The 14428-nt window shown below is 71.2% G+C and carries 11 protein-coding genes; 2 read left to right on the forward strand and 9 right to left on the reverse strand.

The window, feature by feature from the left end; genetic code table 11:
- Window positions 1-1338: 1338 nt before the first annotated feature.
- From ABT063_RS34935 to ABT063_RS34950, 4 genes are read right to left on the reverse strand one after another with little or no spacing between them, the layout of a single operon-like run.
- Window positions 1339-2397 carry an NAD-dependent epimerase/dehydratase family protein gene (locus tag ABT063_RS34935; RefSeq protein ID WP_351064067.1) on the reverse strand — a complete coding sequence of 353 codons (1059 nt, stop codon included), beginning with the start codon at window positions 2395-2397 and terminating at the stop codon, window positions 1339-1341.
- A 4-nt stretch (window positions 2398-2401) separates the two neighbouring features.
- Window positions 2402-4096, reverse strand: coding sequence for an acyltransferase (locus ABT063_RS34940; protein WP_351064069.1), 1695 nt, complete (start codon window positions 4094-4096; stop codon window positions 2402-2404).
- A 41-nt stretch (window positions 4097-4137) separates the two neighbouring features.
- Entirely contained in the window at window positions 4138-4821 is a 684-nt protein-coding gene (locus tag ABT063_RS34945; protein WP_351064071.1) for a response regulator, read from the reverse strand.
- Window positions 4818-5678 (reverse strand): sensor histidine kinase, encoded by an 861-nt coding sequence (locus ABT063_RS34950; protein ID WP_351064073.1) that lies wholly within the window; start codon window positions 5676-5678, stop codon window positions 4818-4820. The genes ABT063_RS34945 and ABT063_RS34950 overlap by 4 nt, the downstream gene beginning before the upstream one ends.
- 139 nt (window positions 5679-5817) lie before the next feature.
- Between ABT063_RS34950 and ABT063_RS34955 the strand changes: the two genes are divergently transcribed.
- A complete protein-coding gene (locus ABT063_RS34955) occupies window positions 5818-6546 on the forward strand; it encodes an ABC transporter ATP-binding protein (RefSeq protein WP_351064075.1) in 729 nt (242 codons plus the stop codon).
- Entirely contained in the window at window positions 6543-8855 is a 2313-nt protein-coding gene (locus tag ABT063_RS34960; RefSeq protein WP_351064077.1) for an ABC transporter permease, read from the forward strand. Before ABT063_RS34955 ends, ABT063_RS34960 begins: the two co-directional genes overlap by 4 nt.
- A gap of 167 nt (window positions 8856-9022) precedes the next feature.
- Here ABT063_RS34960 and ABT063_RS34965 read toward each other — a convergent pair whose 3' ends face one another.
- From ABT063_RS34965 to ABT063_RS34985, 5 genes are read right to left on the reverse strand one after another with little or no spacing between them, the layout of a single operon-like run.
- Window positions 9023-10267 carry a glucarate dehydratase family protein gene (locus ABT063_RS34965; RefSeq protein WP_351064079.1) on the reverse strand — a complete coding sequence of 415 codons (1245 nt, stop codon included), beginning with the start codon at window positions 10265-10267 and terminating at the stop codon, window positions 9023-9025.
- Complete coding sequence (locus tag ABT063_RS34970) at window positions 10264-11172, reverse strand: 5-dehydro-4-deoxyglucarate dehydratase (RefSeq protein WP_351064081.1); 909 nt, start codon at window positions 11170-11172, stop codon at window positions 10264-10266. The genes ABT063_RS34965 and ABT063_RS34970 overlap by 4 nt, the downstream gene beginning before the upstream one ends.
- 47 nt (window positions 11173-11219) lie before the next feature.
- The gene (locus ABT063_RS34975) at window positions 11220-12164 is read right to left on the reverse strand and encodes a carbohydrate ABC transporter permease (RefSeq protein WP_351064082.1); all 945 of its coding nucleotides are present in this window, start codon (window positions 12162-12164) and stop codon (window positions 11220-11222) included.
- Window positions 12161-13072, reverse strand: a complete 912-nt coding sequence (locus tag ABT063_RS34980) for a carbohydrate ABC transporter permease (RefSeq protein WP_351064084.1) — start codon at window positions 13070-13072, stop codon at window positions 12161-12163. Before ABT063_RS34980 ends, ABT063_RS34975 begins: the two co-directional genes overlap by 4 nt.
- Window positions 13069-14397, reverse strand: a complete 1329-nt coding sequence (locus ABT063_RS34985) for an ABC transporter substrate-binding protein (RefSeq protein ID WP_351064086.1) — start codon at window positions 14395-14397, stop codon at window positions 13069-13071. The genes ABT063_RS34980 and ABT063_RS34985 overlap by 4 nt, the downstream gene beginning before the upstream one ends.
- Window positions 14398-14428: the final 31 nt, after the last annotated feature.

The following is a 14428-nucleotide window of genomic DNA, read 5'->3' on the forward strand; positions in this document are numbered from 1 at the left end:
CCGTGTCGACAGGCAGGCCCGTGTCGCTGGGCATGCCCGTATCCATCGGCATACCGGTGCCGACGGACAGGCCGGCGCCGACAGACAGCCCCTTGTCGCCGGGCAAGCCCGTGTCGACTGCCATGCCCATGCCCATGCCCATGCCCATGCTGTAGCCGGTCGGCTGCTGGTACTGCCACGTCGTCTCGGTCGGTTGAGTCTGTACGGCCGGGGTGCCCCAGGTGTCCTCGGCCTGGGCCGGCTCGATCGCCGCGAGCGGGGTACTCATCAGCGCTGTCTGAGAGGTGTTGGAGGCGTGGGCGGACAGCAGGTCGCGGGCCGCGGCGAGTTTGCCTTGGATGCGTTGCTTGGCGGCCCGCAAGGGCGACTGGGCCGGCTCGGCGTCGGCTGCCGGCAGCGCCTTGGGGGTCTCCTGCGATGCCTGCGGCGCGGGCGGCAGTGCCGGGACGGACCTGGCGGTCAGCTCCGGGGCGAGGCGGTCGGCCGTCGCCCGCTCAAGAGCGGGAAGGTCGCTCCCCGGACGTCCCGCAGGACGCTCGGCCGGGCGCGCGGGGCGTGACTCGGCCGGGCGGGCCGGCCTTCTGTCGGCGGGCAGGGCCGCCGGGACGGTCGGACCCAGTTTCGCGCGCCCCACGTCGAACCACTGCCTGGCGACATCGGCCGGGGCGGGGTCGGTGCCCTCGCGCGCCTCGCCGATCCTCGAGCCGGTGCGCCGGGGCCCGTCGTCGGTGGTCGAACCGGCGGGTCCGCGCCCGCCATCGGTGGCCGCACCGCCGCGCCGGCCCCCGTCATCGGCGACCGCACCACCACGGCCGGCGGCCGCATCGCGGCCGCGTCCGCCGTCGGTGGTGGAGCCCGCGCGCTTGCGCGCCCCCGTCGCGCGGGTCGCGTTGTAGTTCCCCGTGGCGGTTTCGGCCGCGTCGTAGAGACTGGCGACCCGCTGCTGGACCTCGTCGCGGCTCGCTCCGTCCTCTGCCGTCGAGGGCGTGGCGCTCGCGTTCTGGGAGAAAAGGGCGGCCACGGAGGTGAGGGCAGCTGTCGCGAGGGCGGAGTTGCGCATGCCCGGGAGGCTGATTCCTCCGGGGCGCGGGTTTCGCTCCGGCGCCATGGAGACGTACTCCTTCCGTGGTTCGCCGATCGAGCCGGGTGTCCGGTGTGGCGGACGATGACTCGACCGAGGTCGCGCGACGCGGCGGGGTTCGCCGGGGGGACGTCGTGCGGTCCGATCGCCAACTTAGCCAACTTGTGTGACTGGTGTGAAGATTCAAGGGTGAAATGTCCGATACATGTCTGTGACCTTCGTCCTGACGCTCCGACAGCCCTTGAAAGCAACGGTGTTCAGCCTCCGCTCCGCTGCCTCCGCCATGCCTCGTAGTGGTCGAGCACGGTCTGCTCGATCGGGCGGTAGGTGACGCCCAGTTCATGCACGCTCCTGCTGTTGTCCACCCGGAACCGGATGCCGAGGTGCTTGCGGACGTAGTCCTGGGTCAGACCGAAGGCCGGGCCCAGGATCCGTACCGGCCAGTGCGGGAGCGCTGTGCGCGGGAGGCGGAGGTCGCGGGGATACCGGGTCCGGATGACGCGGGACATCTCGTGGAACGACGTCATCGTCCGCGCCGCGACGATGTAACGCCCTTTCGCGTCCGGGTTCTCCGCCGCCGCGATGTGCGCCTCGGCCACCTCGCGTACGTCCGCCGTCGTGAAGCTGAAGTCCGGTGCGCCGTAGAAGAAGTAACCCTTGAACAGCTCCTCCAGGAGGAAGAGGCTGCCCGATTCCGATGCCGGGGCCAGCGAAGGGCCCAGGATCAGACCGGGGTTGACGGACACCATGCGCCAGCGGTCCTGGGCCGCCTCCGCGTCCCAGGCGGCCCGTTCCGCGAGCGTCTTGGCGTAGTGGTACGGGTTGTTCTCCACCGTGCTCGTGGTGTTGAAGTACCTCTCCGACAGCACCTGGTCCGCCATGTCCAGGACGTCGGCGTAGTCGCCGAAGATCGCGCCGACGGTGGACGTGAACACCACCCGTTCCACCGTCGGCGTCCTGTCCACGCTCGCCAGCACGTTGCGTGTGCCGAGCAGAGCCGGGTCGACCATGTCCCTGCGGCCGTCCTTGATCTTCTCCGGCATGAAGAACGGCGACGCCACGTGGAAGACCACGCGGCAACCGCTCATCGCCTCGTCGAAGGAGCCCTCCCGCAGCAGATCCGCCTCGAACAGGGCCAGTCGGCCGGGAAACTCCTCCTGCATCCGCCGCAGCGGCCGCACCTTCGCCGGGTTCGCGACGCTCCGTACGGTGGTGCGGACCTCGAAGCCCCGCTCCAGCAGCCTCCGGACCAGATGACTGCCGACGAAACCGCTGCCGCCGGTCACCACGACGGCCTGCTCCCCGCTTCCAGTCACCACTTCACTCCTCGGAATCGGAAAGGGGCCAGAGACCCGACCTGGCCGGCTCGGGACGGTGGATGCCGCGCGGGCGATAGCCCAGTTCGTCGGAGCGGCTCAGCAGGTCGGCGAGGTACCAGATGATGGCCAGCCACATCTCGGTGCCCTGGAGCCCGGGTTCCGGGCCGGGTCCGCCGGTGCCGGGGCCGAAGCCGAAGCCGTGTCCGTCCCGCCAGCGGGGGAGGACAGCGGACAGCTGCCGTTCGGCCCAGGCGCGGATCTCGGCCGTACGGTAGCCGTCGCCGCCGCCCGTCCCGAGTTGCCGGGTGCACAGCCACAGGGGATGGGCCACGTCCAGTACGTTGCAGGCGTTCTCCTGGCCCGCGCCGAAGTACCGGGAGTCGCGGGAGTGATCCAGCACGGCGTCCACGACCCGCTCCGGGTGCGGCACGGGCAGCCCGAACTGGGCGAACGAGCCGCGCGTCAGCCGGTAGTAGCCGTTGACGACCTGGAGCCGTCCCGACTCGGACGAGGGGGTGCCCGGGGTGCCCCACATGCCCGTCCATGGATCGGCACGGGTGAGCAGCCAGCCGAACAGCGCCTCCAGAGCCCCCGGTTCCGTGCCGCCGTCCGGGTCGCGCCGCAGGCTCCAGTGGGCGCCCGTGCCCCACGCGTCGATCCAGGCACCGGCACCCCACGCGCCGTCACGCCAGGGCAACGCCTTCAGCCGGGCGACCAGTTGACGGGCGGTCATCTCCCGTACTCCGCGCACCGGATGCGGAAAGGAGGCGCTCAGCAGGTCGAGCGCGTATCCGACACAGAGGACGTGGTACAGCGCCGCTCCCGCACCGGGGAAGCCCTCGTCCAGCGACAGCGGTTCGTCGAACTCCGGCACCAGGCCGGTCTGCGGGTCCTGGAGCGCCCCCAGCCGCCCGGCGTGCTCATCCGCGGCCAGCTGCTCGGGAGCGCGGCCCAGCAGCAGGTCGGCGATCTCCACGGCGTCGCAGTGCGCCCGAACCGTGGGCGCGGCGCCGGGCCGGTCGACGTACCGGTCGCCGTCCCAGCACCGGGCGAGGAGGTCGGCGGCCTGGGCGCGGACGGTGTCGGCGAAGCGGCCCAGATCCGTGCCGGCCGCGGGGGGCGTCGGGCTGTCCCGCCGGTCACGCAGGGGCCGGGCCGGGTTCCCGGCGGCCACCGTCCAGGCCGGCAGATCCTTGGTCACCACTGCCGCGGCGCCGATCACACAGTGGTCGCCGATGGTCACGCCGTCCACCACGACCACGTGGGAGCCGATCCACACGTCGTCCCCGATCTTGATCCCCCGGCTGCTGAGGGGCTGTTGGTAGACCGGCCGGTCGGGAGCCATGGAGTGGTTGAAGCCGAGCAGCGAGGTGTGCGCGCCGATCCGCACACCGCTGCCCAGGCTGACGCTGCCCCGCACGGTCGTGAACGGGTTCAGCGTGCAGTCCGCGCCGGTCGTCAACTCCCCGGTGACATAGGCGTGAGCGGCGATGTACGAGCTGTCCCCGAGCCGCAGTCGGTCCGGGAAGACCGCCGCCGACTCGGCGACGTAACACCGCTCGCCGATCGAGCTGTCGCCGCCGATCGACTGCTGCCGCTTCTGCTGGGCGAGGCGCTGTTCTTCGGTCGATTCCTCGGCGAACAGCCACGGACAGTGGTCGAAGTGCCGTACGGACTGCTCCTGGTCGTGATCCATGGCCGCACGCTAGGCAATGGGGAGCCCTCGAGGGAAGGCACTCACCGGTCGGCGAGCCCGCCCGGCCTGACCAGCCCCGTCTCGTAGGCCAGCACGACGGCCTGGGCGCGGTCGCGCAGGGACAGTTTGGCGAAGATACGGGCCACGTGGGACTTCACCGTGGCTTCGCTCAGGGTCAGGTGGGCGGCCAGCTCGGTGTTGGACAGGCCGCGCCCCAGCAGGGTCAGGACCTCCAGCTCGCGGGGCGTCAGGGCCGCGAGGTCGGCGGGTACGGCGGAAGGGCGCTCGGGCTCCGAGGCGAAGCGTTCCACCAGGCGCCGGGTGATGGACGGGGCCAGCAGGGCGTCGCCCGTGTCGACCAGTCGTACGGCCGCCGCCAGGTGCTCCGGGGTGACGTCCTTGAGCAGGAAGCCGCTGGCCCCGATGGACAGCGCCGTGTAGACGTAGCGGTCCAGGTCGAAGGTGGTCAGCATCAGCACCCGGCAGTCCGGGGCCTGTCGCAGGATGCGCCGGGTGGCCTCCAGTCCGTCCATGACCGGCATGCGGATGTCCATCAGCACCACGTCCGGCCCGAGTTCGCGGGCCATCGCCACCGCCTCCGCGCCCTCGGCCGCCTCGCCCACCACCTCGATGCCCCGCGCGTTCAGGATCAGCCGGAAGCCGGTCCGGATCAGGGTCTGGTCGTCGGCGATCAGCACGCGGGGAGCCCGCTCGGCGGCCGTCACGGGCGGTTCAGGGGGATGCGCGCCCGGACCCGGTAGCCACCGCCGAGGCGACGCCGGGCGTCCAGGTCACCGCCGTACACCGCGACCCGCTCGCGCAGACCGAGCAGTCCGCGTCCCGCGCCCTGCCGCTGCCGGGGGGCCGTCCGCGGGCGCGGCTCGCCGGTCAGCACGCTGGGACCGGTGTTCAGCACCTCCACGCGCAGCGCGTGGTCCGCGTACCGCACGGTCACCTCGGCCTTGCCCCCGTCGCCGTGCCGGAGCGCGTTCGTCAGCGCCTCCTGGACGATCCGGTACGCGGTCACGTCGATCCCCTGCGGCAGCGGGCGCGGCTCGCCGGACATCCGCACCTCGACGGGCAGTCCGGCGAACGAGATCCGGTCGACGAGCGAACCGAGCCGGTCGAGCCCGGGCTGCGGTGCCAGCTCCACAGGACTGCCCACGTCGTCGCCCCCTTCCTCGTACTCCGCGTCCTCGCCGCTCGGCGACGGTGCCAACAGCCCCAGCAGATGGCGTAGATCGGTCATCGCGCCGCGCCCCGCGTCCTCGACAGCCCGCAGCGCCGAGGCGGCCTCGTCCGGCATCGTGCCGAGCACCTCGCGGGCGGCGCCCGCCTGGACGACCATGAGGCTGACGTTGTGACTGACGATGTCGTGCAACTCCCGGGCGATACGGTCGCGTTCCGCCGCGATCGCCGCCTGCGCCGCACTCTCCCGCTCCCGCTCCAGCAGCCAGCCGCGCTCCCCGACGGCCGCCTGCCACCGGCGCCGCATGCGCCACAGCGCCGCCGCCAGCCACACGACGGCCGCGCATGCCACCCCCAGCGCCGCGATCAGCGCGTTCGTCTCCCCGTTCCACACGAGGATCACCTTGGCAGACCCTCAACGGATCCGCATCAGCCTGTGGATTTCGGGCCCTGCATCTCCAGGATGAGGGGTGGTCGAACAGCCATCCGTGGAGGGATGTTCAGGCCGCGCTCCCCTCCGTAGCGTCTTGCACATGATCACAGAGCAGAGCATCACCGGGGAGACCAGGGGAGAGACCGCCGCCGTCGTACGGCTCGACGGTGTGCGCAAGGAGTACGGCGAGACGACCGCGTTGGACGGTGTGTCGCTGGAGATCCGGGCCGGCGAGGCGGTCGCGGTCATGGGGCCTTCGGGGTGCGGCAAGTCCACGCTGCTCAACATGATCGCCGGCCTGGACCGTCCGACGGGCGGCACGATCGTCGTGCACGGCGAGAACGTGGGGGAGCTGAGCGAGAAGGGCCTCGCCCTCTACCGGCGGCGCCGCATCGGCATGATCTTCCAGTTCTTCAACCTCGTCGACGACCTGTCGGCGCTCGACAACGTCGCCCTGGCCGCGCAGCTGACCGGCACCCCGGCCCGGCAGGCCCGCCGTCGCGCGCTGGAACTCTTCGACGAGCTCGGCATCGCCGACCGCCGCAACGCCTACCCGGCGGTGCTCAGCGGCGGGGAGCGGCAACGCGTCGCCGTGGCACGGGCGTTGATGAACCGCCCGGCCCTGCTGCTGGCCGACGAGCCGACCGGCGCCCTGGACAGCCGCTCCGGCGAGCAGGTGATGGACCTGCTGCTCGACCTCAACCAGATCGGCCAGACGCTGATCCTGGTGACTCACGACGAGCACCTCGCCCGGCGCTGCGCCAGCCGGCTGGTCGAGTTCACCGACGGCCGGGTGACCGGCGAGCACACGCTGGAGCCGTCCGCATGAGGGCCGTGTGGCGGGCCGCACGGGCGGCGGTGCGGCGGCGCAGACTCCAGACGCTCGTGATCGGGCTGGTCACGCTGACCTCGACGGCGGCGATCGTGGTGGCGCTCGGTCTGGTCGACGCGGCCTCGGCGCCGTTCGACAAGGCCTTCGCCGAGCAGCGCGGCCCCCATGTCATCGCGGCCTTCGATCCCGCCAAGGTCTCGGACGCGCAGCTGGACCGGGCGGCCCGACAGCCAGGCGTCGAGGCCGCCGCCGGGCCGTTCGCCCAGGCCACGGTCGACCTGCCCCGCGAGACGATGAACTTCGGCCTCGGCAACGCCCTCACGGTCGTGGGCCGGGACGACCCCGCCGGCCCCGTGGACCGGCTGGACCTGTGGGCGGGCCGCTGGGCGACGAAGCCAGGCGAGGTCGTCCTGAACCGGGACCCCGACTGGACCGCGGACGATCTGGGCAAGAAGCTCCGGGTGCCGTCGGCCCCGGACCTCACCGTCGTCGGATTCGCCTTCGGCCTGAGCGGGACCGCGGACGCCTGGGTCGCCCCCGAGCAGATCGAGGCCTTGCACCCCACGGCCACCCAGATGCTGTTCCGCTTCACGGACGCTTCGTCACAGGACCGGCTTCGCGCGACCCTGGACACCGTCACCGAAGTGCTGCCGCGGGACGCGCTGACCGCCTCCCGGTCGTATCTCACCCTCAAGGACCAGATCGGCAGCTCGGCCCGCGCGTACACGCCCTATCTCATGGCCTTCGGCATCCTCGGCCTGGTGGTGGCGGTGCTCATCGTCGCCAACGTGGTGAGCGGCGCGGTGATCTCGGGCTTCCGGCACATCGGCATCCTCAAGGCCCTGGGCTTCACGCCGGGGCAGGTGGTCGGCGTCTACCTGACGATGATCTCCGTCCCCGCGGTCGTCGGCTGTGTGCTCGGCACCGCCGTCGGGAACCTGGTGGCGCGTCCCTTGTTCGAGTTCGTCTTCACGGGGCCGGACGCCGGGGTGCTCCACGGCAACGTCTCCGTCGCGCCGTGGGTGAACGTCCTCGCCCTGCTCGGCATGCCCGCCGTGTGCGCCCTCGCGGCGCTCGCCCCGGCGGTGCGCGCCCACCGGTTGTCCGCGGCGCGGGCGATCAGCGCGGGCAGCGCCCCGCGCCCCGGGCGCGCCCAGGGCATCCAGCGCCGGCTGGCGGGCAGCAGGCTGCCGCGTTCGGTGAGTCTGGGTGTGGGTCTGCCGTTCGCCCGGCCGGGCCGCAGTGCCCTCACACTCGCCGCCGTGGTCCTGGGCGTGACCACCGTGACGTTCGCGACCGGCCTGGCCACGACGATGACCCGGTTCGGCGAGGCGGGCCGGGATACCTTCCAGGTCACGGTGTACGTGGGTAAGTACAAGGACGGCAAGGAGATCCGGCCGACGCACGGCGACCTCGCGCTCCAGTCGCTGCTGCGGTCCCTGCCCGGCGCGGCCGAGATCACCGCGCGGGCGAACGTCGAGGTACGCATGGCGGGCTCCGCGCAGAAGGTGATGCTCGAAGGCCGCCGGGGCGACCGGCCGCAGTTGGACAGCGTGCTGACCGAGGGCCGGTGGATGCTGCGGACCGGCGAGGTCGTCGCCGGCTCTGCCTTCCTGCGCCAGAACGACCTGCGGGTCGGCGACCGCCTCCGCCTGGAGAAGGGCGACCGGCACGAGGCGGCGGTGATCGTCGGGGAGTACATGCACAACGATCGTCGACTCGTCGTCAGCGACCAGTCGACGCTGACCGCCCTGGCCCCCCAGGAGAAGCCCATCGCCTACCACGTCAAGCTCCGCGAGGGAGCGGATCCGGCCGCCTACGTGCGCGCGGCCAGGGCCGCCGACCCCGGGATCAGCCCGGACCCGGTCGGCCCCAACACCACCACGCAGACCATCATCGGCTCCGCGTCGGTCCTCACCCTCATGCTGGCCGTGGTCGCCTCGCTCGGCGTCTTCAACACGGTCGTCCTCAACACCCGCGACCGCCGGCGCGACCTGGGCATGCTCAAGTCCATCGGCATGACACCACGGCAGGTCACGGTGATGACGGTGACCTCGATGGCGGTGCCCGGCGCGCTCGGATCCGTGCTCGGCATCCCGCTGGGCATGGCCGGTCACCAGCTCGTCATCCCACGGATGGCGAACGCCGTGGACCTCACCCTGCCCTCAGACATGACGGACGTCTGGCAGGCCCCCGCCCTGCTCGCCCTGGCCCCCGCGGGCGTCGCGATCGCGGCCCTCGGGGCGTACATCCCGGCGCGGAGAGCGGCACGGCTGACGATCGCGCAGGTGCTGCGCAACGAGTGAACGTGTACGGAGCGGGTCGCCCCTCAGCCGGCGCTGACGTTGGCGGTGAGCAGGCGGAGCAGCCGCTTGGCCAGGGCGTCCTGTTCGGGGGTGAGGCCCATAGCACCGCCTGACGCGCCGGCGGCGGTCACCGTGTCTTGGGCACGCGGTACCGCCGCCGACCCATGTCACCAGCGCGGCAGCCTGAGCTCGTAGTCCGGTTGGATCCGGCGCATGTAGCCCGTGTCGTCGCGGCCGCGCATCCCGGACTCCACGTACTGCCGGTGCAGCCGGTCGAGGGCGTCGTGGTCGAGTTCCACGCCGAGTCCGGGGCCCGTGGGGACCTTGACCTCGCCGTCGCGCAGTTCCAGTGCACCGGGGACGATGACGTCGTCGGCCGAGTTCCACGGGTAGTGCGTGTCGCAGGAGTGGTCGAGGTTCGGGATGGCCGCGGCGACATGGGTCATGGCGGCGAGGCTGATGCCCAGGTGCGAGTTGGAGTGCATGGACAGGGCGATCCCGAACGCCTCGCAGACCGCGGCCAGTTCGCGGGTGCGGCGCAGTCCGCCCCAGTAATGGTGGTCGGTGAGCAGGACCTGGATCGCGTTCTGCTCGATCGCGGGCCTCAGGTGTTCCCAGGCGATCACGCACATGTTGGTCGCGAGCGGCATCGGCGAGTCCTTCGCGACCTCGGCCATGCCGGGGATGCCCTTGGTCGGGTCCTCCAAGTACTCCAGTACGCCGTCGAGTTCACGGGTGACGTACTTCGACGTCTCCACCGTCCAGGCCGTGTTGGGATCCAGGCGCAGCGGCTGCCCGGGGAACGCCTCCGCGAGCGCCTTGATCGCGGCGATCTCCTCGTCGGGCGGGAAGACCCCGCCCTTGAGCTTGAACGAGCGGAAGCCGTACCGCTCCTGCATCAGCCGGGCCTGCTCGACGATCCCGGCCGGGTTCAGCGCCTCCCCCCAGTCGTCGCCGATGGCCGCGCGGCCGTCGAGCGCCGGGTGTTCGGCCCACTTGTAGAAGAGGTACGCGGCGAACGGCACGGAGTCGCGGACCGTACCGCCGAGCAGATCGCCGACCGGGCGGCCGAGCAGCTTGCCCTGCGCGTCGAGGCAGGCCACCTCCACCGCCGAGGTGGTCCAGCCGCGCTCGTGGGAGCTGGGCACGGTCGGCAGCAGGGCGGCGTCGATCGCCGCGGAGAGGGCCGTCGTGTCGAAGACGTCCATGCCGACGACCACCTTCGCCGCAGCGTGAAGTCGCTCCAGGCGGGCGGTGCCGCCCGGCGACTCGCCGAGGCCCACCGTACCGTTCTCCAGCACGAGTTGGAGGATCACGCGCAGCGCGAGGGGCTCGTGGACGCCGTTGGAGTTGAGCAGCGGCGGGTCGCCGAAGGCGATCGGAGTGACGACCAGTTCCTGGATGCGGGTCATGCCCGCACCACCTCCAGACCGTGGTCGATGAGTTTCGCGAGCCGGGCGACATGCTCCGGCGTCGGGTCGATCAGGGGAGCCCGTACGCCGCCGACGTCCAGGCCGCGAAGAGTGACTCCGGCCTTGACGAGCGCCACGGCGTATCCCTGGACCTCGTCGCGGAGTTGGACGAGCGGGCCGTAGAACTCGTCGAGGAGCGTACTGACGGCCCGCTCGTCGTCCCCGGTGAGCGCCCGGTGGAAGGCCAGGGCGATCTCCGGGGCGAAGGCGAACACCGCGGAGGAGTACAGGCCGACGCCGATGCCGCGGTAGGCGGGCGCGGTCATCTCCGCCGTGGGCAGACCGTTGAAGAACTGGAAGTCCTCCGCGCCCGGTACGGCGCGCACGGCCCGGACGATACGGTGCATCCGCTCGGTGTCACCGATGCCGTCCTTCAGGCCGATGACGTTCGGCAGGGCGGCGAGCTCGGCGGCCGTGGACTCGGTGAGCCGGGCCGTGCCGCGCTGGTAGAAGATGACCGGCAGCGAGGTCGCGGCGGTGACCTCCGCGACGTACCGCAGCAGACCCTGCTGTGGCGCGCTCACCAGGTACGGCGGCAGCAGCAGGATGCCGTCGGCGCCGGCGCGTTCGACACGGGCGGCCTGGTCGCGGGCGACCGGCGTGGGTCCGCCCGCGGCGGCCAGGACGGGCACCCGCCCCGCCGTCGTCTCGACCGCGACCCGGGTGGCCCGCTCGATCTCGTCGGACGTCAGCGCGTGGAACTCACCGGTCCCGCAGGCGACGAACACGCCGCCCGCGCCGGCCGCGACGCCCGCCTCGATGTGCCGGCCGAGCCGTTCCTCGTCGAGCGAGCCGTCCGAGGTGAACGGCGTGACCGGGAAGAACAGCACTCCTTGGAACTTCATGTCTCCCTCGTAACTACGAGTGTGGGGGGGGTGGGGTCAGCGGGGGATCAGCCCTTGGTGGCGCCGGCGGCGATGCCGGTGACCAGCGAGCGCTGGAGGAGCAGGTAGACGATCAGGCTGGGGACCAGGGCGATGACCGCACCGGCGAGCACCACCCCGGACGCGACCTCGGGGTCGGTGCGCAGGATGGACAGGGCGACGGTGACCGTGTAGTCGGTGGGGTCCTTGGCGGCGATCAGGGGCAGCAGGTACTGGTCCCAGATCATCACGAAGCCGAGCACGCCGGCCACGCCGAGGGCGGGCTTGCACAGTGGCAGGACGACCTGCCACAGCATGCGGAGCTCGCCGACGCCGTCGAGCCGGGCGGCCTCCTCGATCTCGGTGGGGATGTCCTTCATGAACTCGGTCAGGAGCATCACGGAGAAGCCCCAGGCGCCGAGCGGCAGGACCACACCCCAGGCGGTGCCCTTCAGGTCCAGGCCGACGACCGGCACGTGGCCGAGGACCAGGGACAGCGGGATGGCGATGACCTCCTCGGGGAGCATCATCGTCAGCATGAACAGGGTCAGGATGAGCGCCTGCCCGCGAAACTTGTGCCGGGCCAGCGCGTACGCGGCGAGCACGGAGACCGCGAGTTGCAGCAGCAGCGCGCCGCCCGCGATGACCAGGGAGTTGGCGAAGTAGTCCCAGATGCCGCGCTCGCCCGCCACCTTGAAGTTCTGCAGCGTGCTGTCGTGCGGGAGGAAGGACAGCGACGAGCCGCTGGCGTGCTCGGTGAAGGCGCCGGAGACGATCGTCAGGAAGGGCGCCGCGAAGATCCCGAGCGCGATCGCGCAGAGCAGGATCCGCAGGGCCCAGGAGACACCGGGCCGGTCGTTCCAGCCGAGGGCGGTGTCGAAGCGGGCGGGGGTGGCCCGCTGCTTGGCCGAGGCCTTCCCGGCCGGTGAACCAGGCACCGACGTGCGGACCGGGTCGATGGCGGGTGCGCTCATCGCACGTCTCCCCTCTTGCGGAAGTAGTTGACCGTCACGGTCAGCAGCAGGGTCACGCAGAGCAGCACCACGGAGGCCGCGGAGGCGCCGCCGATGTCGTTGCGGGTGAAGCCGAGGGTGTAGGCGCGGGTCATCCAGACCTCGGTGGACCCGGCCGGGCCGCCGCCGGTGAGGACGTACACCTCCGTGAACACGCGCAGTCCACGGATCGCGGCGAGCGTGAGGACGATGCCGAGCGCGGGGCGGATCGCGGGCAGCGTCACATGGCGCAGACGCTGCCACAGGGAGACGCCGTCCATGGCGGCGGCCTCGTACAGGGTGCGGTCCACGCCGGCCAGACCGGCGAGGATGATCACCATGTTGTACGGGGCGAGCATCCAGACGGCCATGACCATCGTCGCCCACAGGGCGGTGTTCGGGTTGTCGAGATACTGCACGGGCCCCAGGCCGAGGAAGCTGAGCCCGTGGTTGATCAGACCGTCGGAGGTCGGGTAGTACAGCAGCCGCCACATCTCGCCGACCACGGCGGTAGCGGTGACGACCGGCAGGAAGACGGCCGTGCGCACGATCTTCAGGGAGCGCGCCTGGCCCTCCAGCAGCAGGGCGAGGAAGAAGCCGACGACGATGGCGCCGAGCGACTGGCCGAGTCCGAGAAGCAGGGTGTGGCCGATCGCGTCCTGGAAGCGGTGGTCGGTCAGGACCCGGGTGTAGTTGTCGAGGCCGACCCACTGGTCACCGAGGAAGGGCCGTACGTCGAAGAAGCTCAGCCATATGCCCTTGCCCATGGGCAGGAACTTGAAGACGAGGGCGAGCAGCAGGCCGGGGGCGAGGAACACCCACGGCAGGACGGCCCGCTTGCTGAGGACCCGGGCTCTGCGCGCCGCGGGCGGTGTCACGGTGGCGGTCATTTCAACAGGTCCTGGTCCTTGAGGTCACCGGCGAGGGTGTCGTTGAGTTCCTTCAGGCTCGAGCGGACGTCGCTGCCGCAGTAGGTGAAGATCGCGTTGAGGCTGTCGGCGGTGTCCTGCTTGATCGGGGCGAAGTCCGGCGCGTTCGGGAACTGCTCGGAGGCGTCCTCGTAGGCCTTCTGTACGACGCTCCAGCGGGCGTCGTCCCGCACCTTCGCCGCGTCCAGCGCGGAGTTGACGGGGATGCGGACGACGGGCTGGTTCTTACCGGTCATCGCGAGCCGCTGTCCCTCGGGAGAGACGAGGAACGCGGCGAGCGCCTGCTCCTGCTTCGTCTTGCCGGTCTTGGCGCCGAAGTAGATGTTCTCGCCATCGGCCAGCACATCGGAGCCGGCCGGGCCGGCGGGGGCGGCCACGACGTCGAACGTGTCCTTGCCGAGGGCGTCGGTGAAGGTGGAGATGTTGTAGGGGCCGGTGAGGTACATGCCGGCGTTGCCGTCCTGGAAGTTGGTGGCGTTGGCCGTGATGGCCGTCAGCGCGCCGGGCTGGACGACGTTCTTGGCGCCGCAGAAGAGGTTGTCCTTCATCCAGGTGACGGTCCGGACGGCGGCCGCCGAGTCCATGGCGGGGCGGTAGCCGCCGTCGCCGTCCGGCTCGATGATCTTCGCACCGCCCTGCCACAGGTAACTGGCGCCCCACCAGGCGGCGTAGCCGTTCTGGGCGCTGCCCGGGACGACCATGCCGTAGGTGTCGGCCTTGCCGTCACCGTCCGGGTCGCGGGTGGCGAAGGCCTTGGCGACGGTGAGCATCTCCTGCCAGGTCGTGGGCGCCTCGAGACCGAGCTTGTGCAGCCAGTCATTGCGGATCATCAGGGTCATGGCCTGGCGGGAGTACGGGATGCCGTAGTGCCTGCCGTCGATGCCCACGGTGGAGGACCAGGTCTTGGCGGTGATCTGGGCGTGGCCCGCGATTGCGTTCGGGTCGATGGGCTCGAGCAGGCCCTGGGCCTGGTAACTGCCCATCAGAGCAGTGTCGTTGATCATGACGTCGGGCAGGTCCTTGGTGGACGCCCGGCTCTGGAGCTGCTGGTCGAAGTTGACGACCGGCTGATAGTCGATCTTGATTCCGGTCTTCTTGGTGAAGGCGGCGAAGACCCGCTCGTAGGTCGCGGCGGCGTCCGGATTGCTCCGGGTCCACACCTCAAGCGTGTTCGGGTCCCCGGAACCGGCGCTGTCGGAACCGGAGCCACAGGCGGCCGTTCCGAACATCAGCCCCGTGACGGTGACCGCGGCAGCCAGGCGGCGACGTCGTCGGCGATCGCCCATGGGCACTCTCCGTTCATATCCGTGAACTCGC

The organism is Streptomyces sp. NPDC002838, assembly GCF_040295365.1.
Lineage (GTDB): Bacteria > Actinomycetota > Actinomycetes > Streptomycetales > Streptomycetaceae > Streptomyces.

Coding starts and splice junctions, on each gene's coding strand:
- ABT063_RS34940 (WP_351064069.1), bottom strand. CDS start 4,096: ATGGATCACGACCAGGAGCAGTCCGTACGGCACTTCGACCACTGTCCG.
- ABT063_RS34955 (WP_351064075.1), top strand. CDS start 5,818: ATGATCACAGAGCAGAGCATCACCGGGGAGACCAGGGGAGAGACCGCC.
- ABT063_RS34960 (WP_351064077.1), top strand. CDS start 6,543: ATGAGGGCCGTGTGGCGGGCCGCACGGGCGGCGGTGCGGCGGCGCAGA.
- ABT063_RS34965 (WP_351064079.1), bottom strand. CDS start 10,267: ATGACCCGCATCCAGGAACTGGTCGTCACTCCGATCGCCTTCGGCGAC.
- ABT063_RS34970 (WP_351064081.1), bottom strand. CDS start 11,172: ATGAAGTTCCAAGGAGTGCTGTTCTTCCCGGTCACGCCGTTCACCTCG.
- ABT063_RS34975 (WP_351064082.1), bottom strand. CDS start 12,164: ATGAGCGCACCCGCCATCGACCCGGTCCGCACGTCGGTGCCTGGTTCA.
- ABT063_RS34980 (WP_351064084.1), bottom strand. CDS start 13,072: ATGACCGCCACCGTGACACCGCCCGCGGCGCGCAGAGCCCGGGTCCTC.
- ABT063_RS34985 (WP_351064086.1), bottom strand. CDS start 14,397: ATGGGCGATCGCCGACGACGTCGCCGCCTGGCTGCCGCGGTCACCGTC.